At 64.3% G+C, this 24,705-nt stretch carries 24 protein-coding genes and 1 tRNA gene; 17 read left to right on the plus strand and 8 right to left on the minus strand.

Annotated features, from left to right (window positions below; genetic code table 11):
• The first annotated feature begins 169 nt into the window (after window positions 1–169).
• On the plus strand, window positions 170–1,270 hold the full coding sequence (locus tag AQ611_RS02245; RefSeq protein ID WP_069233624.1) for an NAD(P)H-dependent flavin oxidoreductase: 1,101 nt from the start codon (window positions 170–172) through the stop codon (window positions 1,268–1,270).
• Window positions 1,271–1,562: 292 nt separating this feature from the next.
• Here AQ611_RS02245 and AQ611_RS02250 read toward each other — a convergent pair whose 3' ends face one another.
• Entirely contained in the window at window positions 1,563–2,771 is a 1,209-nt protein-coding gene (locus tag AQ611_RS02250) for an MFS transporter (RefSeq protein ID WP_069233625.1), read from the minus strand.
• 323 nt (window positions 2,772–3,094) lie between these two features.
• Here AQ611_RS02250 and AQ611_RS02255 point away from each other — a divergent pair, with 323 nt between their 5' ends.
• The 4 genes from AQ611_RS02255 to AQ611_RS25305 all read left to right on the plus strand — a co-directional run bounded on the left by AQ611_RS02255 (window position 3,095) and on the right by AQ611_RS25305 (window position 6,254).
• Window positions 3,095–3,805, plus strand: coding sequence for a HugZ family pyridoxamine 5'-phosphate oxidase (locus AQ611_RS02255; RefSeq protein WP_069233626.1), 711 nt, complete (start codon window positions 3,095–3,097; stop codon window positions 3,803–3,805).
• Between the two features lie 379 nt (window positions 3,806–4,184).
• On the plus strand, window positions 4,185–4,478 hold the full coding sequence (locus tag AQ611_RS02260) for an H-NS histone family protein (protein ID WP_059516211.1): 294 nt from the start codon (window positions 4,185–4,187) through the stop codon (window positions 4,476–4,478).
• Window positions 4,479–4,720: 242 nt separating this feature from the next.
• Complete coding sequence (locus AQ611_RS02265; RefSeq protein ID WP_069233627.1) at window positions 4,721–5,911, plus strand: cation diffusion facilitator family transporter; 1,191 nt, start codon at window positions 4,721–4,723, stop codon at window positions 5,909–5,911.
• Between the two features lie 61 nt (window positions 5,912–5,972).
• On the plus strand, window positions 5,973–6,254 hold the full coding sequence (locus AQ611_RS25305; protein WP_146011768.1) for a hypothetical protein: 282 nt from the start codon (window positions 5,973–5,975) through the stop codon (window positions 6,252–6,254).
• A 6-nt stretch (window positions 6,255–6,260) separates the two neighbouring features.
• Here the strand turns inward: AQ611_RS25305 and AQ611_RS02270 are convergent, their stop codons facing one another.
• The 3 genes from AQ611_RS02270 to AQ611_RS02280 form a co-directional block, all read right to left on the minus strand.
• Window positions 6,261–6,719, minus strand: a complete 459-nt coding sequence (locus tag AQ611_RS02270; protein WP_004195771.1) for an Lrp/AsnC family transcriptional regulator — start codon at window positions 6,717–6,719, stop codon at window positions 6,261–6,263.
• Between the two features lie 91 nt (window positions 6,720–6,810).
• Entirely contained in the window at window positions 6,811–7,467 is a 657-nt protein-coding gene (locus tag AQ611_RS02275) for a 3'-5' exonuclease family protein (RefSeq protein ID WP_069233628.1), read from the minus strand.
• Complete coding sequence (locus tag AQ611_RS02280) at window positions 7,464–8,108, minus strand: MBL fold metallo-hydrolase (RefSeq protein ID WP_069233629.1); 645 nt, start codon at window positions 8,106–8,108, stop codon at window positions 7,464–7,466. The genes AQ611_RS02275 and AQ611_RS02280 overlap by 4 nt, the downstream gene beginning before the upstream one ends.
• A 625-nt stretch (window positions 8,109–8,733) precedes the next feature.
• Here AQ611_RS02280 and AQ611_RS02285 point away from each other — a divergent pair.
• Complete coding sequence (locus tag AQ611_RS02285) at window positions 8,734–9,375, plus strand: septal ring lytic transglycosylase RlpA family protein (RefSeq protein ID WP_059516220.1); 642 nt, start codon at window positions 8,734–8,736, stop codon at window positions 9,373–9,375.
• A gap of 103 nt (window positions 9,376–9,478) precedes the next feature.
• Here AQ611_RS02285 and rsmI read toward each other — a convergent pair whose 3' ends face one another.
• A complete protein-coding gene (gene rsmI / locus AQ611_RS02290; protein WP_069233630.1) occupies window positions 9,479–10,366 on the minus strand; it encodes a 16S rRNA (cytidine(1402)-2'-O)-methyltransferase in 888 nt (295 codons plus the stop codon).
• Between the two features lie 46 nt (window positions 10,367–10,412).
• Between rsmI and AQ611_RS02295 the strand changes: the two genes are divergently transcribed.
• The 5 genes from AQ611_RS02295 (at window position 10,413) to AQ611_RS02315 (ending at window position 12,991) form a co-directional block, all read left to right on the plus strand.
• On the plus strand, window positions 10,413–10,880 hold the full coding sequence (locus tag AQ611_RS02295; protein ID WP_374755070.1) for a YraN family protein: 468 nt from the start codon (window positions 10,413–10,415) through the stop codon (window positions 10,878–10,880).
• Between the two features lie 187 nt (window positions 10,881–11,067).
• Window positions 11,068–11,646 carry an SIS domain-containing protein gene (locus AQ611_RS02300; protein ID WP_069233632.1) on the plus strand — a complete coding sequence of 193 codons (579 nt, stop codon included), beginning with the start codon at window positions 11,068–11,070 and terminating at the stop codon, window positions 11,644–11,646.
• Between the two features lie 18 nt (window positions 11,647–11,664).
• Complete coding sequence (locus AQ611_RS02305; RefSeq protein ID WP_069233633.1) at window positions 11,665–12,465, plus strand: BON domain-containing protein; 801 nt, start codon at window positions 11,665–11,667, stop codon at window positions 12,463–12,465.
• On the plus strand, window positions 12,462–12,830 hold the full coding sequence (locus AQ611_RS02310; protein WP_374755065.1) for a c-type cytochrome: 369 nt from the start codon (window positions 12,462–12,464) through the stop codon (window positions 12,828–12,830). Before AQ611_RS02305 ends, AQ611_RS02310 begins: the two co-directional genes overlap by 4 nt.
• Before the next feature lie 85 nt (window positions 12,831–12,915).
• Window positions 12,916–12,991 (plus strand) — tRNA-Ala (locus tag AQ611_RS02315).
• An 877-nt stretch (window positions 12,992–13,868) separates the two neighbouring features.
• Here the strand turns inward: AQ611_RS02315 and AQ611_RS02320 are convergent.
• From AQ611_RS02320 to AQ611_RS02330, 3 genes are all read right to left on the minus strand, one after another.
• A complete protein-coding gene (locus AQ611_RS02320) occupies window positions 13,869–14,657 on the minus strand; it encodes an ABC transporter ATP-binding protein (RefSeq protein ID WP_069233635.1) in 789 nt (262 codons plus the stop codon).
• Window positions 14,650–15,708 (minus strand): FecCD family ABC transporter permease, encoded by a 1,059-nt coding sequence (locus AQ611_RS02325; protein WP_059516232.1) that lies wholly within the window; start codon window positions 15,706–15,708, stop codon window positions 14,650–14,652. Before AQ611_RS02325 ends, AQ611_RS02320 begins: the two co-directional genes overlap by 8 nt.
• A 213-nt stretch (window positions 15,709–15,921) precedes the next feature.
• A complete protein-coding gene (locus tag AQ611_RS02330) occupies window positions 15,922–16,941 on the minus strand; it encodes an ABC transporter substrate-binding protein (RefSeq protein WP_231935891.1) in 1,020 nt (339 codons plus the stop codon).
• A 271-nt stretch (window positions 16,942–17,212) separates the two neighbouring features.
• Here AQ611_RS02330 and AQ611_RS02335 point away from each other — a divergent pair, with 271 nt between their 5' ends.
• From AQ611_RS02335 to AQ611_RS02360, 6 genes are all read left to right on the plus strand, one after another.
• On the plus strand, window positions 17,213–18,238 hold the full coding sequence (locus AQ611_RS02335) for a helix-turn-helix transcriptional regulator (RefSeq protein WP_082711866.1): 1,026 nt from the start codon (window positions 17,213–17,215) through the stop codon (window positions 18,236–18,238).
• A gap of 144 nt (window positions 18,239–18,382) precedes the next feature.
• Complete coding sequence (locus AQ611_RS02340) at window positions 18,383–20,500, plus strand: TonB-dependent receptor domain-containing protein (protein WP_069233637.1); 2,118 nt, start codon at window positions 18,383–18,385, stop codon at window positions 20,498–20,500.
• 60 nt (window positions 20,501–20,560) lie between these two features.
• Window positions 20,561–21,748, plus strand: coding sequence for an isochorismate synthase (locus tag AQ611_RS02345; protein ID WP_069233638.1), 1,188 nt, complete (start codon window positions 20,561–20,563; stop codon window positions 21,746–21,748).
• Window positions 21,745–23,379 carry a (2,3-dihydroxybenzoyl)adenylate synthase gene (locus tag AQ611_RS02350; RefSeq protein WP_069233639.1) on the plus strand — a complete coding sequence of 545 codons (1,635 nt, stop codon included), beginning with the start codon at window positions 21,745–21,747 and terminating at the stop codon, window positions 23,377–23,379. The genes AQ611_RS02345 and AQ611_RS02350 overlap by 4 nt, the downstream gene beginning before the upstream one ends.
• A 53-nt stretch (window positions 23,380–23,432) precedes the next feature.
• Entirely contained in the window at window positions 23,433–24,335 is a 903-nt protein-coding gene (locus tag AQ611_RS02355) for an isochorismatase (protein ID WP_069233640.1), read from the plus strand.
• Between the two features lie 14 nt (window positions 24,336–24,349).
• A complete protein-coding gene (locus AQ611_RS02360; protein WP_069235099.1) occupies window positions 24,350–24,670 on the plus strand; it encodes a DUF2218 domain-containing protein in 321 nt (106 codons plus the stop codon).
• The last annotated feature ends 35 nt before the right edge of the window (window positions 24,671–24,705 follow it).

Raw genomic sequence — 24,705 nt, forward strand, 5'->3', positions numbered from 1 at the left:
ATCAAACTCGCGCCGACGCAGCGCCGCAGCCATCCGTCGCACACCCTGCCTTCTCGCTACGCGATCGAATCGATCTGGATTATTCATTTTCCAGCCGCGTCGCACGCGGGTACAGTCCCCATACCGGCCGATCCCTCTCGTGCGCGGCGTTATCTTGTCGAGGTTCGCGATGATTTCCCGCTTTGATCCTACCCCGTTCGCCGCCCGCTTCGATTTGCGCTTGCCGCTCGTGCAAGCGCCGATGGTCGGCGTGACGACGTCCGCAATGGTTGCGGCCGTCTCGAATGCCGGCGCGCTCGGCAGTCTCGCCGGCGGGTCGTTTTCGCCCGACAAACTCGCGGCCGAGATCGCGGCAGTGCGTGCGGCGACGAGCCGGCCGTTCGCCGTCAATCTGTTCGTCCTGCCCGATGTGCATCCGGACGAGGCGGCCGTGCGCCGCGCGCTCGCCGTGATCGATCCGTTGCGCGCCGCATTCGAACTGCCGCCCGGCGCGCCGCTTGCGCGTTACGCGCCGGATTTTCGCGCGCAGTTCGATGCGCTCGTCGCTGCGCGCGTGCCGGTCGCAAGCTTTACGTTCGGCGTGCTCGATCGTGCCGATGTCGACCGGCTCAAGGCCGCGGGCACTTATGTGATCGGCACGGCCACGCATGTCGCCGAGGGGCTCGCCTGGCGCGATGCGGGCGCGGACGCAATTTGCGCACAAGGCGCGGAGGCGGGCGGCCATCGCGGCACGTTCATCGGCGCGGCCGACGATGCGCTGATCGGCACGATCGCACTCGTGCCGCAACTCGTCGACGCGACCGGATTGCCCGTGCTCGCGGCGGGCGGAATCATGGACGGACGCGGGATGGCGGCCGCGCTTGCGCTCGGTGCACAGGCTGCGCAACTCGGCACTGCTTTTATCACGTGCGCGCAAAGCGCGACGCCGGAAGCATGGAAAGCCCGCATCGCCACGAGCAGCGATACATCGACGACCGTCACGCGCGCGATCACAGGTCGGCATGCGCGCGGGATTCGCAATGCGTTGATCGCGCGGCTGTCGGCGCAACCCGATTCGGTGGCGCCCTATCCGGTGCAAAATGCGCTGACGCAGGAATTGCGGCAGGCGGCCGCACGCGCGGGCGACGGCGAATATCTGTCGCTATGGTCGGGCCAGGGCGCGCCGCTCGGCCGGCGGCGCGGCGCCGCGCAAACGGCCGCTCAGTTGGTCGATGCGCTCGATGCCGAATGGCGGGCGGCGATTTCGCACGCGCCGGCGCGAGCCGACTGACCTGCTCGATTCCGCCCGCCGGGTTCACCCGCGCGGTCGGCGCGGCAAAAATACGCGCCGGCTGCGCGATAGGCGGCGGGCTGCCCGCGAAACGGCCCGGCGCATGGATTAGCCGGTTGCTTGCCTGTCGAAATCACGACATGACGGCCCGGCGGCACGCACGGCCGCCGCGCCGTTCGCGGCTGCTTCAAGCTCGAGCGGCAACGTAAAAGCTCACGGCACGCTGCCGGACGAAAAGCGCGCCGGCCACGGAACGGCAAACGACGGCGTGCCGTCGCCGCGTCAAGCCGCATCAAATCTTTAACCGGCTCAACACCCTAGGCGCGATAAACGCGACAAACGCCGCGCACAGCGCGACGACGGACAGTCCGATCGACAAATTGGCCGCTTGCGTGACCGCGCCGATCACGACGGGGCCGAACAGCAACCCGAAATAAGCGAGCCCGGCGACATGCGCGAGACCTTCGGCCGCATGAATGCCTTCGACGCGCGCGGCGGCGGCGAACAGCACCGGCATCATGTTCGCGAGGCCGAGCCCCATCAGCGTGAAGCCTACGAGCGCGACAGCCGGATACGGCATCAGCAGTGCGCCGACCATGCCGATGCACGCCAGCGTCGCGCTCGCGCAGATGAGCTGCGGTGCGCCGAAACGGGCGCGCACTGCATCGCCCGCGAAGCGCGCTGCCGCCATTCCGCCCGAAAACGCCGCATAGGCTGCGCTTGCAAGCGCCGGCGACGCGGCGACCACGTCGCGCATATAGACAGTGGCCCAGTCGTACATCGCGCCTTCCGCGATCAGCGCGACGAGCGCAATCGCGCCGAGCATCCACAGCGCGGCAGAGCGCCAGCGGTTCGTGCGCGGGCCGTTGCCGTGCGCGGCGGCATGCGGGACGTGCGGCAACACCGCCGGGCAGGCGACGGTGAGCACGATCGCGCTGACGAGCGCGGCAAGCGCGAGATGGGCGGCGGGCGCCATGCCGGCGGACAGCAGCGCGCCGCCCGCCGCCGCGCCCGCCATCCCGCCCGCGCTGAACATGCCGTGCAACATCGACATGATCGGCTTGTCGAATGCGGTTTCCACGGCGCTCGCCTCGGCGTTCATCGCGACGTCGAGCGTCGCCATCGAAAAGCCGAATAGCGCGAGCACCGCGAGCAGCAGCGCATAAGTCGGCGTAACCAGAATCAGCGCCGCGCATACGCACATCCCGATGCCGCCCGCCAGACACGCGGTGCGGGAGCCGACGCGCGCGATCCAGCGCGCATTGGTCGTCATCGCGACGATCGAGCCGACCGCGACCGCGAGGAGTGCGAACGACAGCAGCGCCGGCGACAGCGCGAATTTGTCGCGGACAGTCGGCACATGCACGCCCCAGGTTGCGTACATCATGCCGGCGACGAAAAAAAGCGCCATGGTCGCGGCACGCGCGCGTTGGCGCGTCGACGCGGGAAGCCCGCGATGAATCGCGCAGGAAGAGGCAAGATCGGGCGACTGGTCTGACACAGAAAACTCGTCGAAGGCAGCGGGATGAACGGGAGGGAAACGGCTCGCAGCTTACGGCGCGCTTCCACGAAGATCAGCGCCGATTCTAACGGAGCGTGCGGTCCGCCGCTTGGCTGACCCGGTTGCGCCGCGCGCCCGGGCAAGCGATGCTGAGTTATCGGCTAGTCTCAATGCAAACGCGGCCGCGGGTTCTGATTGGCGTGCCGCGCGTGGCTGCAGATACGTCGAGCCGATCGCGCAACCGGCCGGGCTTGTCGATATTTGCCGACTGCCGCATCCGGCCATGTTCCCCGGCTCGTTCTTTTTTTATAAGAGGCTTTCACGTGAATATTCCCGCCGTCCTGCCACTTCATTTGCTGCATCGCAATAAATTCGGCACGCTCGCCACGCAGTCTCGCCCGCTCGAAGGCACTGAGGGTGCGAGCTATCCATATCCGAGCGTCATGCCATACGCGCTCGATGCGCACCATCGGCCCATCATGCTGGTGAGCGGGCTTGCCGAACACACGCGCAATTTCATGGCTGATCCGCGCGTGGGGTTTCTCGTTGCCGACGGCCTGGGCACCGCAACCGCCGATGCAACCGAGAGCGACGTACTCGACGCTGAACGCGCGACGCTCGTTGGCCGCATCGAGCCGGTCGGCACCGATGCGCACGTGGCCGCTCGCTACCTGCGCTATCACCCGGACGCCGCGCGCTATCTCGCGCTCGGCGATTTTTCGTTCTGGGCGCTGACGTGCGAGCGGCTGCGCTATATCGGCGGATTTGGCCGGATGGGCTGGCTGGATGCGGCCGCGCTCGATCCGCTCGCGCCTGTCAGTTACGACGACGAGCGCGCATTATGGGACGAATGGGATGAATATGCTGCATCGCAGCAGCAGAGGTCCAAACTCGAACTGCTGGGTGTCGATCGCTATGGCGCGGATTGGCGTTGGCACGGAATCCGGCGGCGCACGCCATTCGATTCGCCGAAAATGGACATCGACGCGCTTGCCGCTGCATTGCGGGAAGCCGCAACTGTTTCACCGGCTTAAAAAAGAACTTCCGATTTTGAACGCTTTTGCGACAGGTTTCGTATTTAAACTGAACATGTGAAATCGTACTTTCAAAGCGAAAACCTTTCGTTTGATGAAAACTTCCAAATCGGGAGTACTGTTCGGTTGCGCACTTTGCGAGCTTAAATTATGTGCTGCAATCAACTAATCCGCTTGTAAGACTCTCAATAACTTCGGATCTAGCAGATGCTGGCCAATTCAGACAATCGAATCACAAAATACAACATTTATTTCGATGTCTCAGTATTCACCCAATTCTGTTTTGTGCTAATCTTCGATCCAATTATCCGAGGCATCATTACATTGTGATGGCAAGCCACCAAAGAGTGGTGCCATTTGGTCATATAAAAGGGAATTTATGTCTTCGTACAAGGATCTTCTGGCCCAGCGGGAAAAGCTGGAGAAGCAGATCGAAGAAGCTCGCTCGCGCGAATACGCTGAAGTATTGGGCGATGTGAAACAAAAGATCGCTGATTACGGTTTTACGCTTGCCGAACTCGGCCTTAGCCGTGGTAAAGCCGGAAAAGCAGCGCGTCCCCGGGCTGGCGTCGCGGCAAAATACCGCGATCCTGAAACCGGTGCGACTTGGTCGGGCCGCGGAAAACCGCCGCGCTGGATTGCCGGCAAGAATCGCGAGCAATTCGCGATCTAAACGCCAAGATTCCGGTTGTCGGATCAAAAGGCCACGCCCCCTGGTGGGGAGCGTGGCCTTTTGCGTTTTCAAATTAGTATCAGCGCTTAGCATTTGTCACGAGATTGTCATGTTCGATTGTAAATAAAAATGCGTTGCGTTTTTATAAGCGATTGATTTTTATGGTTTTTTTATCGAAGCCTGATCGTTTTCGCGCTCGGCTTGATAGAATCGCGATATCTTTCGCGCATTTGTTAGATTTCATGTCCATATTTTCAAACGGCGGGGCCGGCACGGATAAACAGGCCGTTGCGCGTAAGACCACGTTCGTCAGCATTGCGGTCAACGTGATTCTCGCGACGCTGCAGATGGTGATCGGGGTAATTGCGCATTCCCAAGCGCTGGTGGCGGACGGTGTCCATTCGCTGTCCGATCTGGTATCCGATTTCGTCGTGCTGTTCGCGAACCGGCATAGCGGAATAGCGCCCGATGCCGATCACAATTATGGCCATAGCCGTTACGAAACCGTTGCGTCGTTCTTTCTGGGCGCGATTCTGATAGCGGTCGGCGTGGGCATGCTGTGGCGCGCGGGCGACCGGCTTGTCCATCTGGAAGACATTCCCCCCGTCCATGCGAGTGCACTGGCTGTCGCGGCGGCCGTGCTCGCGTCCAAAGAGGCGCTGTTCCGCTACATGTTGCGCGAAGCGCAGCGGGTGCGCTCGGCCATGCTGGTGGCGAATGCGTGGCATGCGCGGTCGGATGCGGCTTCGTCGCTCGTCGTCGCGATCGGCATCGTCGGCAGCTTGGCGGGCGCGCGGCTGCTCGATCCGATTGCCGCGGCCATCGTCGGCTTCATGGTGGCGCGCATGGGCTGGATGTTCGGCTGGGATGCGCTGCAGGATCTGTCCGATCGCGCGCTCGACGCGGACGCGTCGGCCGAGATTCGCGCGCTGATCACGTCGACGCCGGGCGTTCGCGACGTGCACGAATTGCGCACGCGCAAGATGGGCGATTCGGCGCTCGTCGATGCGCATATCCTTGTCGATCCACTCGTGTCGGTGTCGGAAGGGCATTACATCGCGGAGACTGCGCGTGCGCGTGTGCTTACCGATAAGCGGGTGCTCGACGCGCTGATTCACGTCGATCCGGAGCATGATGTGGCGCGTAGCGCGGTGCTCAAACTGCCGTCTCGCGAACAGATCGAGGGGCAGATCGAGGCGGCGCTGTCGGATGCGGGATTACGCGCGAGCACCATCGATCTGCATTACTTGAGCACCGGACTCGAGATCGACATTACGCTGGCCGCCGATGCGTGCGCAGAGCCGCGCAGCGACAGTGCGGCGGCGCTTCGTCTGGATATCGAAGCGTTGCGGCGGCGCTTCGGCGCGCGGCGCATCGGCGTATCGCGCGCGCTTGCGGCACGCGACGCCGCCGTTTCGGACCGGCCGGCTTGATTATTCGAACGGCATCGGCCAATCGGCAGCTCGGACAGATTGACGAACGGGCTAAGTCAAGATGGGCGCCGATACGGTTTTCTGCAACGAGATCGCAATCGTGCACGCCGCTGCGCGCCGGTTGCTTCGATTTCGGGAGCGGGCTGCTTCTCGTGCAAATGGGTTCGGCGGATTTTCCGGCGAAGTATTGCAGTGCAGCCATATGGCGATAAAGCCTTCGAGCAAGCGCAAAATCTGGCACAAAGCGTACACAGAAACGCGTGAATCAATCCAACGCGCCAAACCAGCCGAATCGCTGTTGCGGTATGCCAATGCCGCAATCCATCCTAAAGGCGCCCAATAATCGAAATTAGAGCGGCAATTGCGTATCGAACTTGATCTCGCGCAGCACCACGCTCGTGCGCACTTGGGATACCGCCGGAATCTTGAAGATTCGCTCGTGCAGGAAGATATCGTAGGCCTTGATATCGGGTGCGACGATCTTGAGGATGTAATCGGCCTCACCGGTAGTGCTGTAGCACTCGGTCACTTCGGGACAGGTGGCGATTTCCCGCTCGAACTGTTCTACACCGCCCTCGTTGTGGCGGGTCAAATGCACGTGTGCAAGCGCGCAAATATGAAGCCCCAGTTTCTCGCGGTCGAGGAGCGCGGTGTAACGCTGGATCACGCCGGACTGCTCCATGTCCTTGATGCGGCGCCAGCACGGCGTGCTGGAAAGTCCAACTTGATCGGAAATTTCCTGCACGGAGCGGCGCGCGTCAAGCTGCAGCAGCCGAAGGATTTTTTGCGAGAAGGTATCGAGTGTCACCTGCGCCTCCAGGGCGGCTGCAACTATTTGTCAATGGTAGAGGCGGGTGAAAGGAAAGGCAATCCGAAGCGGTAAAATTGAGCGATATTTGCTAATTTTTTGGGATGCCGACGGAATTTTCCACTAAATCCCCCGATTGAGCGCTCGCTGCGGCAGGCGCTCGCGCGGCGCGCTGCAACACGCGCAGATCGGCGAGCATGTTGCAGAACAGCGCGCCTTGCTCGATTGCGTCGTCGAGCGCGATATGGGTGTGCGGATGCGCATCGAACCAGTGCTTCGGAAAGCGCGGCTTGATCGCTTTCCGGTACGGCAGCCCCGTCAACGCAAACGCGAGTGTCTTGATATCCAGCGCCGACCACGAAAACGGACAGCGCCCCGCGAAACGCATCATGTACCAGAACATGAACGTGAAATCGAAACCTGCGGGCATCGCGACGAATACCGGCTTGCCCGGCAACGCTTCGACCCATTCGACATAGGCCGTGAGCGCCACCTCGGGCGATTGCAGATCTCGCCGGCATGCGGCCCAGGCATCCGGCTGCGTCTTCCACCACGCCTCCTGCACCGGATGCGGCGCCGCGCCCGGCAGCAACTCGAGATTCGCGGAGAACGTCGCGATCAGCGTCTTGTCTTCGGTGTACGCGGCCGACGCGAAACTCAGCATCGAATGCGGGCCGGGAATCGGCCCGTCCGCTTCGACATCGGTGCTGACGTAGATTTCCGGGCTGGCGGCCGTGTCGGCGGTCATTGCGCGACTCCGTCGGCGACGAACGGATTCGTGCGGCGCTCGTCGCCGAACGTCGAGACAGGGCCGTGGCCGGGCACGAAGGTCACGTCGTCGCCGAGCGGCCAGAGCTTGTCCCGAATCGAGCGGACTAGGTCGGCATGATTGCCGCGCGGAAAATCGGTGCGGCCGATCGAGCCGGCGAACAGCACGTCGCCGACGATCGCGAGCCGGTGCGCGCGGCTGAAAAATACGACGTGGCCTGGCGTATGGCCAGGGCAGTGGTAGACCTCGAGCGTTTCGTCACCAAACGAGACGGTTGCGCCGTCGTCGAGCCAGCGGTCCGGCTCGAACGACTGGGCAGCCGGAAAGCCGAGACGCTCGCTTTGCATCGGCAGCATGTCGATCCAGAAGCGTTCGTCTTCGTGCGGCCCCTCGATCGGCACGCCGTAATGCGTGGCGATCTGCTTCGCGCCCGCGCAATGGTCGACATGGCCGTGCGTGAGCAAAATCTTCTCGACCTGAATATTTTGCCGCGCGACTTCCTGCTCGATGCGCCCAAGGTCGCCGCCGGGATCGACGATGGCCGCGCGCCCCGTGTTTTCGCAGACGAGCAGCGAGCAGTTCTGCTGGAACGGCGTGACTGGAACGAGCGTGACTTTCATGGGCGGACGCCGGCTAAAAGTCCCGATTGTACCGGCCGGAAAGCGCGGGTGCAGACGCGCACCGACTCAATGTCGATTGTTACAGCCATAGCGAGAATCAATGGTCGAAGCGCGCCATTTGTGAGGCCGCAATTTTCATTTATGTATAATGCCGTCCAATGCGCGTGGGAAACCACGCCGCCAATAGGCATGCTGGAACTCTATTTGTGGTGTTTTTGCAACAAAGTTCCGGGGTGCCGTCCATGCAATTGCCCGCCGATGACCGGCGGTGCATCCAGTACCGATTCGTCGGTGCTCACGTCTTATCCGGCCAGGCGCGGCGCGCCTGCTGCGGCCACGCTGCCGCGACGTCGGGTGAGGCCTATGCCGCCGTTCCTGCGCGTTTGAGTCAACGACGCGCACGAACATGGCCTTAGCCATGTTCGGTTGGCGGCATGTGGGGTCTGGTCAGGCTGCCGGGGACAGGTTGTGCCAGACGTGAAAGCTAATCAGGACGGTTGCGGCAGTACGTGAGCCGCATCCATGCAGATCGTCGCCCGCGTCTTGACGCGGCGAGGATCGGTGTACCCGTCCGGGCCGCGAATATGAACGTAGCAGGCGGCCCGTCAGAACAGGCGACACGTCGATGAAATTTCGATTACCGAAGCAGGTCGGGATGCTGGCCGCATTACTCGCGCTGACAGGTTGCGCGATGCCGCCGAACGCACCGACCGCGGAGCAGACGCAGCCGATGTCGGCAAAGGACGCGCTGCGCACGGCGAGCGCCTCAGGTTCAGCGAAGGACAATACGGATGTGAACGGCATGCCGCTGAGCTTCGATACCGCGCTCGCTTCCCTGCCGCCCGTCGGCTCGCGAGACGCCAAGCGCCAGTCGCTTGCGGACGCGAAGCCGCTCGATGCGGCGGACGCGTCGGGCTTCAGCCAGGTCGGCAAGGCATCGTGGTACGGCAAGGGCGACGGCTTTCACGGCCGGCGCACCGCGAACGGCGAACGCTTCAATATGAACGAACTGACGGCCGCGCATCGCACGCTGCCGCTCGCGTCTTACGTGCGCGTCACCAATCAGGCGAACGGCAAGTCCGTCGTCGTGAAGATCAATGACCGCGGGCCGTTCTCGCGCGGCCGGATACTGGATCTGTCGTATGCGGCGGCGAAGGTGATCGGGCTGGTTCACTCGGGTATCGCGCGCGTGAAGGTTCAAGGGCTGTCGCCGGAAGAGGCCCGCGTGGCACGCGCCGACATGCTGGCGGCGAATTCCGTCAAATAACGGCGAAACGCGCGATTCGCGCGTCGCATCGATTGCCGCCAAGGGCCGCTTCGCGCGGCCCTTGCTCTTTTCCTTCCGAATTCGGCCGACGACGCGCCGCCTTTTACTCGTCCGTCGCTTTTTTCAGCACGAGCGCCCGCGTATAGAGCGCATTGCGCGATGCGCCCGTGAGCGCTGCCGCAAGCTTCGCGGCGCTCTTGAGCGGCAATTCTTCCAACAGCATGCTGAGCAGCGCGTCGTGCGCGCTTTGATCGTCGTCGCTGTTGCGCTGCGGCGCACCTTCGACGACGAGCGCGAATTCTCCGCGCTGCCGGTTCGCATCGGCGCGCAGCCAGGTTGGCCCTTCGGCCAGCGTGCCTTCGAACAGTTCCTCGTGTAGCTTGGTAAGCTCGCGCGCGATCAGCAGGCGGCGTGCGCCGCCCAGCGCCGCCGCGAGCGCCTCGACCGTCTCGACGATTCGGTGCGGCGCTTCGTAGAACACGAGCGCGTAAGGATGGGTTTTCAGTTGCGCCAGCGCCGCGTCGCGCTGCCGGGCTTTCGACGGCAAGAAGCCGGCGAACGTGAACATGCCTGCCCAGTCGCCCGCGACGCTCACGGCCACGGCCGCCGCGCTCGCGCCCGGCAACGGAATCACGCCGAAGCCGGCCGCGCGCGCCGCGTCGACAAGTTTCGCGCCGGGATCGGAGATGCCGGGCGTGCCGGCGTCCGACACGTAGGCGATCCGCTCACCCGCGCGCAGATAGTCGACGAGCTTCAGTGCGGCCGCGCGCTCGTTGTGTTCGTGGATCGCGACGAGCGGCTTCGAGATGCCATAGCGTGCGAGAAGCTGACCCGTGTTGCGGGTGTCCTCCGCGGCGATCCGGTCGGCAAGCGTCAGCACGTGAAGCGCGCGCAGCGTGATGTCGGCGGCGTTGCCGATCGGCGTCGCGACGATGTACAGCGCGCCCGCCGGGTAATGCTGCGCGTGCGCGAGTTCAAGGAGGGAAGTCATGACACGAAAGGCGCCCACGGATGGCGCAAACGGAAGAAGCTCCGCATTGTGCCATGCGCGGGCGCGCCGCCGGCCGGCCGCCGGCGCGGCGGCGAACGCGGAGGCAAAAACGGAAGCAAAAGCGGCGCCGGTGCACGGCCGTGCCCGGATGGCGGCAGTGGGCGCCACGCGTGCGATCGGCGCCGCGTTCGAGACGCGTGCGCAACGCTATCTCGAGCACGCGGGCCTCGTGCTCGTTGCCCGCAACGTGACCGTGCGCGGCGGCGAGATCGATCTCGTGATGCGCGAGCAGGACGGCACGCTCGTATTTGTCGAAGTGCGCGCGCGAACGAGCGGCCGCTACGGCGGTGCGGCAGCCAGCATCGGCGCGCGCAAACGGCAGCGGATCGCGCTTGCGGCGCACGTGTTCTGGGCGAAATCGGGTGGCGCCTGCGCGTGCCGTTTCGATGTCGTCGGCTTCGACGGCGGCCGTCTCGTCTGGCTGCGCGACGCATTCCGGATCGACGACGCGTGATGGCCCGCGCGCCACGCCGCACTCGCGGCGAACCGGTCGAATCACCGCCTCGGCCTGTGTCGAGATGTAAGGAGATGCGGCAACCTCCGGGAGAAGGCGCCGGAGTGCGGTAAACTCGCCGCACTCATGATGTTGCGCGAGCGGATCGGATTTCACGCTCGCGCGCGCAATATTCCGACAGGAATCGATGTCAGTCGAACGTATTCAGCAACATATCCGTGATAGCGCCTCGCTCGTCCATGACGCGCTCGACGCGCTGTCGCTACCGATCGCCGCGGCCGTCGACGCGATGTTCATGGCGCTTGCGAACGGCAACAAAATCGTCGCATGTGGCGACGGCCCCTCTGCCGCCGCGGCCGAACGGCTTGCCGCCGCGCTCGTCTACGGCTTCGAGCGCGAGCGGCCCGGTCTTGCCGGCGTTGCGCTTCATACCGATGCAAGCCGCTCGGGCGTTGCCGGCGACGCCGACCAGCTCTTCGCGCAACAAGTGCGCGCGCTCGGCCAAACGGGCGACGTGCTGCTCGTGCTCGACCCGCTCGGCGAATCGCCGCGCGTGCTCGCCGCGATCGGCGACGCGCACGAGCGCGAGATGATCGTCGTCGCGTTGACGGGCGGAGGCGGGGGGCGCACCGGCAAGGCGCTCACTGACACCGACATCCAGATCTGCGTGCCGTCCGATCGGGCGATGCGTATCCATGAAGTCCATCTGCTGACCATTCATTGCCTGTGCGACGGCATCGACGCGATGCTGCTGGGCGAAGATTGATTCGAAGGAGAGCCGTAGATGAGTTACAGCCGCGTCAGACAGACGCTAGTCAAAACCACGCTCGCAATCGGTCTCGCGGCTTGCGTCGCGACGACGCTGCAAGGCTGCCTGCTGGCGGTCGGCGCGGCGGCGGGCGGCGGCGCGCTCGTGGCGACCGATCGCCGCACACTCGGCGCACAGACCGAGGACCGCGAGATTCAAGTGAAGGCGCTGACGCAACTGAACAACGGGCTGCCGGACGGTTCGCATGTGAACGTGACGGTGTTCAACCGCCGCGCACTGCTGACAGGCGAGGTGCCCAACGATGCGGCGAAGCAGCGCGCCGAGGAAATCGTGCGCGGGATCAACAACGTGAATGCGATCGTCAACGAACTCGCGGTGGGGCCGGCGAGTTCGCTGTCGGATCGCGCGAACGACTCGTATCTCGAAGGGCGCGTGAAAACCGCGATGATCGCTGAGAAGGGTATTTCCGCGAACGATTACAAGGTGGTGTGCGAGCGCGGCAACATTTATCTGATGGGGCTGGTGACGAGCGACGAGGGTGATCGCGGCGCGGATGTCGCAAGCCGAGTGCCGGGCGTCGAGAAGGTCGTCAAGGTGTTCCAGTACATCAAGCCGGCCGAGGCGCAGGCATTGAAGGCGGCCGCACCGGCGAGCGGCGCGTCGGCCGCGTCGGCAGGGGCGGCGGCAACGGACGGCGCGACGGTAGGCGCCGCCGTGCCGGATTCGACGGTGACCGCGACGCCATTGCAAGCGCCCGCGCCGATTTCCAATTCGAGCAGTGTGCATCCCGGGAATCCGAAGGCGGCGAAGCCATGATGGGGATGGCCATGAAACGGCAGACGGCGCGGGCCGCAACAGCGCTCGGACTGCTGGCGCTCGCTTGCACGGTCGCAGGCACACCCGCGCACGCGGATGCAGGCGACGGCGTGAGAGTTGCTCGCAGCAATGCATGCATGGGATGCCATGCAGTGGATCGCAAGCTCGTCGGACCTTCGTTTATGCAGATTGCTGAGCGCTATAAAAACGATCAGCAGGCGGTGCCGAAACTTGTGAAAAAGGTGAAGGACGGCGGCTCGGGCGTTTGGGGCGCGATTCCGATGCCTGCGCACCCGCGGATGAACGATGCGGATGCGAAGTCGGTTGTTCAGTGGGTATTGGCAGGAGCGCCTGCTCCGAAGTAGACAATACCGGAGTAATGGGGGTGGAGTCACAAATTTATTGCTGTGGCCCACACTAAATGATGTACAATCGTGGGCTGTTAGTGTGGGGGCGGTAGCTCAGCTGGGAGAGCGTCGCGTTCGCAATGCGAAGGTCGGGAGTTCGATCCTCCTCCGCTCCACCAAGAATTTCAAAGGGTTACAGGTATATCGCCTGCAACCCTTTTTGTTTGCCGGCATTAAACCAGCTCCAGCCACAGCCTTCGCCAAGCGGTGCAAACCAAATTGCGCCCGAGCAACTTCAGCGCACATCGAATACTTGCCGCTACCCGGACGGTTAACGAATCGACACGGGTACCCGGTATGGCGACTATATTTCTGCGCTCGGTATCTGGGCGATAGACGCCAATTGAGCACCCTCGTCATCCGCCTCTAAGCCATACCCATTTCCATTGGAATTTGTATTGCGCGCTTGTTACGCAAGAGCGCAGCCGTCCTATTCCTGCCAGAACAGTCGCGAAATACGCGTGAGGCTTTTCCGGTTCGCGAAGGCTCGCCGGATGGTAATCAATGGATGCAATGAATACGCTATGCCGGGCTGGCACGGCGTAATGGCATTGGCGGCACAAGCCGCCATGGGCCGTCGCACAGGCGAATCCACGCTTTCCGCTCGCGAGTTATTCACAAAACGCTTTGGAAATCCCCTGGATAAATCATCGGCTTATCTGTGGAGCCAATCTTGATAACGCGCGTCCGTGCGCCATGCTCGTCAAAGTTATCCTCAACCCACAGCGAATATTCACGCGCATTCGTTAGGGTTATCGAATCGATTATTCACTGATCGGATTGAAGAAATCACAGTTTTCCACAGGGGTGGCGCATACTTGTTAACCCTACTATGTATACATATACATCAGGTAAACCCTTTAAGAAGCACGTTGGCCGCGTCGCTTTCGCCGTGTGCGCACCATGTGCGCTAGCTCAAAATTCCAACGTGTGAACAGCACAGTCGCCACTCAGCATGGCGAGCGACGGACAGAGCAATCAACGAACTCCGCAGCGTCAATCGTCAGCCCGCACCACCGCCCGCTCAACCACCACCAGACATTCTCCCCTCGCGGTTCGCTCAAGCCGTGCGTCAACCGAATACGCGCGCCTCAACTGATCCGGTTCGAGTGCGTCGGACGGTGGCCCATCCGCAAGCACGCCCTGCGGGCCCAGCAGCAACACCCGGTCACAGAAACGCGACGCGAGATTGAGATCATGCATCGCGACCACAACGATGGCCGACTTTCGCTTTGTGGCATTCCGCATCGCTTCGAGTGCGAGCAATTGCCAACGTAAATCGAGCGCGCTCGTCGGCTCGTCGAGCAGGAGCAGCGGCGTTTGCCGCACCAGCACCTGAGCCAGCCCGACCATCTGACGTTGGCCGCCCGACAAACGATCGAGCGGCTTCATCGCCAACCCATCCAGATGCAATTGCGCAAACACGGCCTGCACGCGCGCGTCGTGTTCGACATTCGACAGCCGGCCGCAAGTCGCCCGTAGCGCGCCGCTCACGGCCTCGTAGACGAGCAGCGTCGATGCCTGCGGCAAGGTCTGCGGCAAGTAACCGACGTGCTTGACGTGATCGCCGTGGGAGCCGTGTAGCAAGTCGATCCGGCCAAGCGACACGTTGCCGCGTGCGCTTACGAGCCGCGCAACCGCGCGCAGCAGCGTCGATTTGCCGACCCCGTTTGGCCCGAGCACTGCCAGCATGCAGCCGGGCCGCACTGGCCGTAGCGTGAGCTTGTCGAAAATCCGGCGGCGGCCGAGCGTGACGCTCAAAGCGTCGATGAGCAGTTCAGTCATGACGTTTGCGCCGGCTGATCAACGTCATGAAAAGCGGCACGCCGACGAGTGCGGTGATGATGCCGATCGGCAGCACGATGCCGCTGACGAGCGTCTTGCTGAGGATCGACGCGCCCGCCATCATCAACGCGCCGGCGAGCATGCCGCCGGGCAGGTAATAGCGGTGATCGTCGCCGACGAGTAGGCGTGCGATGTGCGGGCCGACGAGACCGACGAAGCCGATCGTGCCGACGAACGACAGCGCGGTTGCCGACAGGAAGCTGATTCGCACGAGCGTCGTGAGGCGCAGCCGTTCGACTGCGATGCCCATGCTGCGCGCCTGTTCCTCGCCTGCGCGCAGTGCGGTCATCGACCAGACATGGCCGCTTGCCCAGAGCGCGCAGCCGGCGAGTACGACCGCCAGGATCGCGATCTTGCTCCAGCTCGTGCGCGCGAGGCTGCCCATGCTCCAGAACACGATTTGTTCGAGTGCGTTGCTGTCGGCGATGAACTGCAGTAGCCACAGCAGCGCCTCGAAGCTGAACATCAGGCCGATGCCGAACAGCACGACGGTTTCGGTCGTCGCGCCGTGCCGCCATGCGAGCCAGACGATGAGAAGCGTCGCGCCCGTTGCGGTGACGAATGCGCCGAGCGGGACCGCGAGGTTTTCGTTCCACACCGGCCAGTGCCAGTTCGCGAGCACGGCGACCGACGCACCAACGCTCGCGGCGGCGGACAAACCAAGGGTGAACGGGCTTGCGAGCGGGTTGTTCAGCACGGTCTGCATTTCCGCGCCGGCCAGGCCGAGCGCGGCGCCGACCAGCACGGCCATCAACGCATAAGGTATCCGCACGCTCCATAGAATCACGCGCTGTTCGAGCGGCAAGCTATCGGGGTTCAGCAGGCCGGCGACGATGTCGGCTGGTGTGAGCGTCGATGGCCCGGTTGCGATGTCGACGATGACGAGCGCCGCGAGCAAGCCGGTCAGCAGCACGAGCGCGACGATGCGGCGCACGATGACGGCGCGGTAGCGCGTTCTGAGCGAAGGCGGGGAAGCAGGCAGCGCACTCATCGGTGAATTCCGGCAGCGAGGGTGGCGACGGCCGTGAAGGCGGCGTGGGCGCGGGCAAGTACGCACGCCGTGCTGCATCGTGCCGCGGCAGGATAGCCGGGGCGGTCAACGTATTTCCACGGCGTCCGGAATGGGCGGCAATCCTGCGCGACGGCGGCGCGCCGGCCGTGCGGGCCGGCGGCCATACGCATATTGCATATCGATGCAGTCATTTCACGGCGCCTTGGTCGTCCAGTATTCGCCGTCGAGTGCGAGCGGCTGGTAGCGCGCGTACATTTGTTCGAACGTGTGGCGCGGATCGAGATCGGCGAATAATTCGGGATGCAGCCACTTGGCCATCGCTTGCACCGCGACGACATTGAACGGAGAGTTGTAGAAGTGATGCCAGATCGCATGCGCGCGTCCCTCCTGGACGGCTCGCAGCGGGGCGATCTGGGGCCGCCTCAGCGAACGCTCGAGCGAGCGCCGCGCGGCGTCGGCCGGCACGCCCGCGCCGAGCGCGATGCGCTGGGGTGCACCCGCCAGAGTTTGCATCGAGCCGATCGCGGTGCCGATGTAGACCGTCGGCTGGCGGCTCAGCAGATATTCGGGATTGAGCATGCCGTGTTCGCCGGGCACGAGCCCCTTCGCGATATTGGCGCCGCCCGCGGCGTCGAGCAGGCGTCCCATCATGCCCGTCATCGTATCGCAGCAATCGGTCGCAAGGCCGACACGGCTTTCGAGGAACACGCTCGGTGCAGCGGGGCGGGCGGTGGCGAGGCGCTTCGTGACGAGATCGAGCTGCTGCCGCCATTCGGCGTTGAACGCGGCGGCGTGCTCGGGTGCACCGAATATGCGGCCGAGCACGTCAACGCTGCGTGTGGTGTTGCGCAGCGGATCGTGACGGAAATCGACGAACACGACCGCAACGCCTGCCGCTTCAAGCCGCGCGAGCGTTTCCCGGTCGTGTTCGCCGGGGCCATGGCCGCCGCCGAGTGCGAAGATTGTCACTTGGGGCCGCAGCGCGAGCGCGCGCTCGTCGCTGAAGCTGCCTGCCTGCGAGCGGCCGATGCGCGGCACCTCCTGCAGATGCGGGAAGCGGCCGCGCCACTGCGTGTAGCTGGCCGGATCGAGCTGCTCGAAGTCGCCCATCATGCCGACGAGCCGGCGGCTCGGATCGCCGTGCTCGACGATCGCGAGCGCGGGCAGCAGGCGTCCTTCGCCAAGCAGCACGCGCTCGACATGAGCAGGCACGCGGACGGTGCGGCCCGCCAAATCGGTGATAGTCTGCTGTGCATGCGCTGGCCGGCTCCACGCGCTGAACGATACGGCCAGGCACGCGGCCAAGCCGACGCAAAGCTGTCGCCAAAATCTGCTTGTGTTTCTCACGCTGTTCCCGATACGATATTAATGATAATTATTCTCATTTAATTCTAACCGGAATGACGCCTTTGCAACCGTGCCCGATGTTTGGCCGGGCAACGGAATGGTTTGCGCGAAAGGCGCCCTGCGCTGCCGAGTCGCAATGCCGACGGAGTGCGATCACCGGACGGGGGTGAAGAAAGTGAATGCACACGTACAAGAGCTGCCGGGACATGGCTACCCTGGGCATGCGGCGCACGTGGCGAAGGTTCGCGAAGTGCGGCCGGGCCTGCGTATCCACGCCGACGATGCGATCGACGAATTCGACGCGATCATGTCCGGGCAGTGCGCACCGGGGTTGTATCTGGTGCTGCTGCTCGAAGGAGCGCTCGACGTGTCGTATGGCGACCGGCGCATCGTGCTGACAACCGCCCGCCGGCGCGACCTGCGGCCGCCGGCGGGCCGTGTGCCCGGCTGCGAGATGCAGGCGTTTCTCGTCAATGCGCTGGAGCCGGAGACGTTCCGGCGGCGCGTCTGCAAGGGCGGCTATGCCCGCCGCTTGAGCCTTGGCGTATCCGGCGAATGGTTGCGGCATGTGCAGGCCGCGAGCCTGGCGGCCATGCCGCAGCGGCTCGACTCGCTGCTGTCCGCGCATCTGTCGGTGCGCTTCTGGCAGCCGACGCCGCGCGCGATCGCGCTCGCCGAGCAGATCGTGCGTCCGCCCGCGTATCAGCCGTTGCTGGAGGCGATCTATCTGGAAAGCCGGGTGCTCGATTTGCTTGCCGAGGCGCTCGCGCCGCTGCAGGCGGACCCGGACGAACCGGGAGCCGGTGCGGCGCCGGAGGTTGCGCTGCTCGATTCGAGAGGCTATCGCCGGATGGCTGACCTGCGCGCATTTCTCGGCAGCGGCCACGCGCACCATCTGTCGCTCGACGATATCGCGCGTCATGCCGGGATGAACGCGAACGCGATGCAGCGCCAGTTCCGGGCGGTCTACGGCACGACGATCTTCGACTTCCTGCGCGAAAGCCGTTTGCAGCGGGCGCGCGTCGCGCTCGAGCGTGATGCGGTCAGCGTCAAGCAGGCGGCGGCGCTTGCCGGTTATACGAGCGCGGCGAATTTCGCGACTGCGTACAAGCGCCGCTTCGGCGTAACGCCGAAGCTCGCACGGCGCAGTTGCCAGCACTGACGCGGCGTTCCGGGCCGGCATGGTGCGTGGCGCGTGCGGCGCGCACGGCGCAAACAACTTCGTATCTTTCACAAATCTATCGGCAGCTTTCATTCTCGATAATGGAAATGAGAATCAATTCTATTTATCGATCGAGTAGCTGTCATGTCGAGTCATCTTTCAGACTTTGCGCTGAAGCCGGCCGTGGTCGCCGGTCTGTCTATGGTGGGGGCGTCGGCCGGATGGGCGCAGCAGGCGCCGGCGAGTGCGCCGGTTGAAAGCGGCGTCGCGCTCAAGACGATCGTCGTCACCGCCAGCCAGCGCGAGCAGGCCATCAAGGACGCGCCCGCGAGCATCTCGGTGATCACGCGCGAGGACATCGCGGCGAAGCCCTATACGTCGGTGGCCGAGATCGTCAGCAAGGTCGAGGGGGTGAGCGTCGTCGGCTCGTCGCCGGACGACATGGATATTTCCATTCGAGGCATGCCCGGCGAGTACACGTTGATCCTCGTCGACGGCCGGCGCCAGAGCACGCGCGAGACGATGAATCGCGGCACCGGCGGCGTGCAAGGCAATCTGCTGCCGCCGCTGTCCGCGATCGAGCGCATCGAGGTGGTGCGCGGGCCGATGTCGTCGCTGTACGGCGCGGATGCGATGGGCGGGGTGATCAACGTCATCACGCGCAAGGTGCCCAAGCGTTGGGGCGGCACGGTCACCGCGGGCAGCGTGTTCCAGTTGGAATCGAACCAGGGGGACACGCAGAGCGCGGATTTCTGGATCGGCGGCCCGCTGAAAAACGACGTGCTCGGCTTGCAGGTATCGGGCCGCGCGCTGCATCGCGGCGAGGACCGGATCTATTTCCCGCTAAGCCGCGCGGATGGCGCAAGCGGGCAACGCATCGCGAACTTCGACGTGAAGCTGAACGCGAAACCCGCGAGCAACCAGGATATCTCGCTGAACGTCGGGCGCGAGCAACTGAGCTACCTCAGCACGCCGGGCAAGAGCACCGCGCCGGTGTCTGCCGGCGATGTGGCGTCGACGGTCGTCGAGACGCGCCACGTGCGCGACTACTGGGGGATCACGCACAACGGGCGCTGGGGATTCGGCAATTCGACGCTGTCGTTGTACGGCGAGCGCGGTACGCAGTCGCAATGGACGGCGCTGGCGCCGTCGGCCGTGAAGCCGACGCTTACCGATACCGTGCTCGAAGGCAAGGTCGAGGTGCCATGGTGGGGTGAGCGCAACATCCTGACGGCGGGCGCGCAGCATATTTGGTCGCGGCTGTCCGGTGCGGGGCGTCAGGACGCGGTGCCGAAAGGCTATGGCGTCAATTCGGATAGCGTGAGCCGCAATGCATGGGCGGTTTTCGCCGAAAACGATTACTTCTTCAATTCCCGCTTCACGCTGACGACGGGCGTGCGGCTCGACCACGACGAGCGTTACGGCAGCCACGTGAGCCCGCGCGCATACGGCGTCTACAAGCTGAGCCCGGCGCTCACGTTGCGCGGCGGCGTGTCCGCCGGCTTCAAGCCGCCCACGCTGCGCCAGAGCACGGCCGGCTATTGCATGACATCGGGCGGCGCGGCCGGGGCGGTGCCGGGCACGCTTTGCGGCAATCCGGGCCTGAAGCCGGAAACGAGTCTGACCGAAGAACTCGGCATTCGTTACGACCGCGGCGAAAGCCACGCGAGCATCACGCTGTTCAACAATCTGTTCAAGAACAAGGTCGCGAGCTACGACACGGGCGTGGCCGATCCGCGTTCGCCGGGCCGCAACATCTATACATACGACAACGTCGAGCGCGTGAAGCTGTACGGCGTCGAATTGGGCGCGGGCGCGAGAGTGGCGAAACAGTTGAAGATCTCCGGCGCATATACGTTTACGCAATCGCGCCGTGAAGGCAGCGGCGAAAAGGCGTTCGACGGCAGCTCGCTCAACGGCTTTCCGCTCGACAAGACACCGAAGCACATGCTCAACGTGCAGGTCGACTGGACGCCCGCGCCGCGTCTCGATCTGTACGCGAACGTTAATTACACCGGTTCGCAATATTGGGCCGCGTTCCGTAACGGTGCGCGCGGCGTGCGCGAACGGCCGTCGACGACGACCTTCGACATCGGCGGCCGTTACCGGATCGACAAGCATTTTTCGGTCAATTTCGCGCTGTTGAACCTGACCAACAAGATGGTGCCGGTTGACGATCGCGCGCGGGCAAACGGTTTGTCCGGCAATTGGCTGTTCGACCAGGGCCGCCGGGTAGCGGTGAGCCTGACGGCCGAAATGTAACGCGAGCGCGCCGTCGCGCACGGCGCGTCGATTCAGACGGATCGAATTTGGAGGTCATACTTGAGCACGCTTTCCAATCCGGAATTTTATTCAGATATCCAAAATATAGCGGACGCATACCGCACAGCTACACCGTTTCTCTTCGCCACGCCACGCTACACGCTGATCGCGCAGGATATCGTCGAAGCCGTGCCGCATTTGGGTGAGCCGCTCGGCGCGCGGGTGCGGCGCGCGCTGTCGCACGCCCGCGAGCAGGGGCGCGGCGGCGCGGCCGTGGTGGGCGCGGTGCCGTTCGATGTCGAACGCCCCGCCGCGCTGCGCGTGGTCGGCTCGATGTCGCGCGGCAATCCGTTGACGGGCGTGCGCGCGTCACTGCCCGCTCGCGATCGTTACGTGACGCGCGCGGTGCCGCCGGGAGCCGAGTACGCATCGGCGGTGGCGCAGGCGGTGGCGGACATTCGCGCCGGCCGGCTCGACAAGGTCGTGCTCGCCCGCACGCTGGAGCTGACGGGCGAGCATCCGGTGGAAGTGGGCGCGCTCGTCGAGCGGCTCGCCGCGTGCAACCCGCACGGCTATACGTTTTCGGTGGACCTGGGCGATGCGCGAACGCTGATCGGTGCGAGCCCCGAGTTGCTCGTCAGCCGCTTCGGCGGCGTGTTGCGGGCGAATCCGCTTGCCGGATCGGCGCCGCGCAGCAACGATCCCGTGGAAGACCGTCGGCGTGCGGACGCGTTGCTCGAATCGACGAAGGATCTCGACGAACATCGCGTCGTGGTCGACGCGGTGAAGGAGAGTCTCGCGCCGTTTTGCAAGCAGCTTGCCGTGCCTGCGCGTCCGTCGCTCGTTCATACGCGCACGATGTGGCATTTGTCGACCGAGGTGGTCGGTGAAACCGATGCCGATGCGCTGACGCTCGCGCTCGCGCTTCATCCGACGCCGGCCGTTTGCGGCTATCCGCGCAGTGGCGCGCGCGAAGCGATTTTGCGCGCCGAGCCATTCGATCGCAGCTTCTATACGGGGATGCTCGGCTGGGTCGATACGCGCGGCGACGGCGAGTGGGTCGTCACGCTGCGATGCGCGGAGACGCATGGCGAAACGCTGCGGCTCTTCGCCGGTGCGGGCATCGTCGGCGATTCGAGTCCTGACGCCGAGCTGGCGGAAACGGCGGCGAAATTCCGCACGATGCTCGATGCGATCGGCGTCGATCGTGCGGTGGCGATCGATTCGACCGTGGAGGTTCCCGCATGACGCTCGCGCATTGGACGCCGTGGCCGGATGAGGTCGCTGCCGAATACCGGCGCAAGGGGTATTGGCAGGGGCAATCGTTCGCACAGCTGCTCGATGAGCTGGCGATCCGTCACGGCGGGCGCATCGCGCTCGTCGACGCAACGGCGCGCTGGTCGTATCGGCGGCTAGCCGACGAAGCCACGCGCGTCGCACGCGGTTTCACCGCGCTGGGTATTCGTCCGCATGATCGCGTGGTCGTTCAATTGCCGAACCGCGTGGAGTTTTTCGCGGTCGTGTTTGCATTGTTTCGGCTCGGTGCGCTGCCCGTGTTCGCACTGCCCGCGCATCGCAAGCAGGAGATCGGCCATTTCTGCCGGCACGCGAAAGCGGTCGCGTACATCGCGGCGGATCAGCACGGCGGCTTCGACTACCGCGCGCTCGCGAGCGAAGTGCGAGCGGATTCGCCGACGCTCGAGCACGTGCTGATCGTCGGCGATGCGGGCGAACATCTGTCGCTCGCCGGGCTGCCCGACGGCGACGCGATCATGCTGCCCGTCGCGCCCGCCGCGCACGAACCGGCGTTCCTGCAATTGTCGGGCGGCAGCACCGGCACGCCGAAGCTGATTCCGCGCACCCATGACGATTATCTATACAGCATTCGCGAGAGCGCGCGCATTTGCGGGCTCGATGAATCCAGCGTCTACCTGTGCGTGTTGCCGGCCGCGCACAACTACGCGCTAAGTTCGCCCGGCACGCTCGGCGTGCTGTATGCGGGCGGCACGGCCGTATTGTGCGACAGCGGCAGCCCCGATCAGGCGTTTGCGCTGATCGAGCGCGAGCGCGTGACGATCGCCGCGCTCGTGCCGTCGCTTGTGCCGGTGTGGCTGAGCGCCGCGCCGAAGCGGCGCGCGGCGCTCGCCAGTCTGCGCGTCGTGCAGGTCGGCGGCGCGCGTTTCGACGTGACGCTGGCGCGGCGCATCGAGCCGGAACTCGGCGCGAAGCTGCAGCAAGTGTTCGGGATGGCTGAAGGACTCGTCAACTACACGCGCCTCGACGATGCCGACGAAGTCGTCTTGCATACGCAGGGGAGGCCGATTTCGCCGGACGACGAAATCCGCATCGTCGACGACGATGACTGCCCCGTCGCGCCAGGCGAAGTCGGGCATCTATTGACGCGTGGGCCCTACACGATCCGCGGCTATTACGACGCGGATGCGCATAACGCGCGCGCATTCACGGCGGACGGCTTCTATCGGACGGGCGATCGCGTGCGCATGACAGCCACGGGTTATCTCGTCGTCGAGGGACGCGCGAAGGATCAGATCAATCGCGGCGGCGAGAAGATCGCGGCCGAGGAAATCGAGCACTGGCTGATTGCGCATCCCGGTGTCGTGGATGCCGCGCTCGTCGCGATGCCCGATCCGTATCTCGGCGAGAAGAGCTGTGCATATGTGATTCGCGCCGATCAGACGCTGCGCGCGGCGGATTTGTTGCGTTTCCTGCGCGAGCAGGGAATCGCCGGGTACAAGGTTCCCGATCGCGTCCAATTCGTTGACGTGTTTCCGAAAACGCCCGTCGGCAAGACCGACAAGAAAGCGTTGCGTGCCGATATCGCGAATCGCGTGGCTCCTGCCGTCGCGATGGACGGCTGAGCGGCACGCGTTTTTGACGACTTCACGACTCCAATAATTTTTCGACAATCGATATGGCCATTCCGAAAATTTCTTCCTATCCGCTGCCCGAGGAGATTCCCGACAGCCGCGTGACGTGGCGTTTCGACGCGTCGCGAGCGGCGCTGCTCGTGCACGACATGCAGGATTACTTCGTCGATTTCTACGATCGCGATGCCGCGCCGATTCCGGATCTGATCGCGAACGCGCGGCGATTGATCGATCTCGCGCACGCCAGCGGCATGCCGGTGTACTACACCGCGCAATCGCCGCGGCAAACGGCCGCCGAACGCGGGCTGTTGACCGACATGTGGGGGCCGGGGCTGACCGCGCAGCCCGAGCACGCGTCGATTTGCGACGCGCTCGCACCGCTGCCGGGCGATATCGTGCTCGACAAATGGCGATACAGCGCGTTTCAACGTTCGGATTTCGAAACGATGCTGCGCAATGCGCAACGCGATCAACTCGTGATTTGCGGTGTCTATGCGCATATCGGCTGCTTGATGACGGCCAGCGAGGCGTTCATGAAAGACATTCAGCCGTTTTTCGTGGCCGATGCGCTTGCCGATTTCTCCGCGCATGAGCACAAGATGGCGCTCGATTATGTTGCGCAACGCTGCGGACGGGTCGTGCGCACGCACGAGCTTGCCGGTGCGGTACGGGCAACGCCGCAAGCGCCGGCATCGATGGCGCAGGGTGCGCCGATATCGCTGGCGGCCGTCGCCGAGCAAGTCTCGCGCATATTGCAGCTCGATGCGCCGGATTTGCAGCCGCACGACAACCTGCTGGATCACGGGCTCGATTCCGTGCGGATCATGATGCTTGCCGACGCGTGGCGGCAGGCTGGGCATGACGTGTCGTTCGTGCAACTCGCGCAAGCGCCGACGCTCGCCGCCTGGACCGCGCTCCTGGAAAGCACGGCCGGGGTGCCCGCATGATGGACAAAATCGCCATGCAGACACCGAATTCCTTGCCCGCGTCGGACACGCCGTTCGTCAGCACGGCCGAGGTCGCGCTACCGCAGGCCGAACGCGTGCTGTTCAAGATGTGCAAGCACTACGCGATCAAGGTGCCGGTGTCATTCGACGAGCATCGCGCCACGATCGATTTTCCCGTCGGCAAGTGTTACGTGATCCGCACCGACGATGTTCTGAGCATCCGCTGTGAAGCCGATTCGGCCGACAAGCTCGAGCGGATCCAATACGTGATGGACGAGCACCTTGCGCTGATGGCGCGCAACACGCAATTGACCGTCGACTGGCGGCGCGCTTGACGCACCGCGCGCCCGGCTTTTCCTTGGCATCGCCA

It is taken from the genome of Burkholderia singularis (assembly GCF_001718875.1).
Classification (GTDB): Bacteria; Pseudomonadota; Gammaproteobacteria; order Burkholderiales; family Burkholderiaceae; genus Burkholderia; species Burkholderia singularis.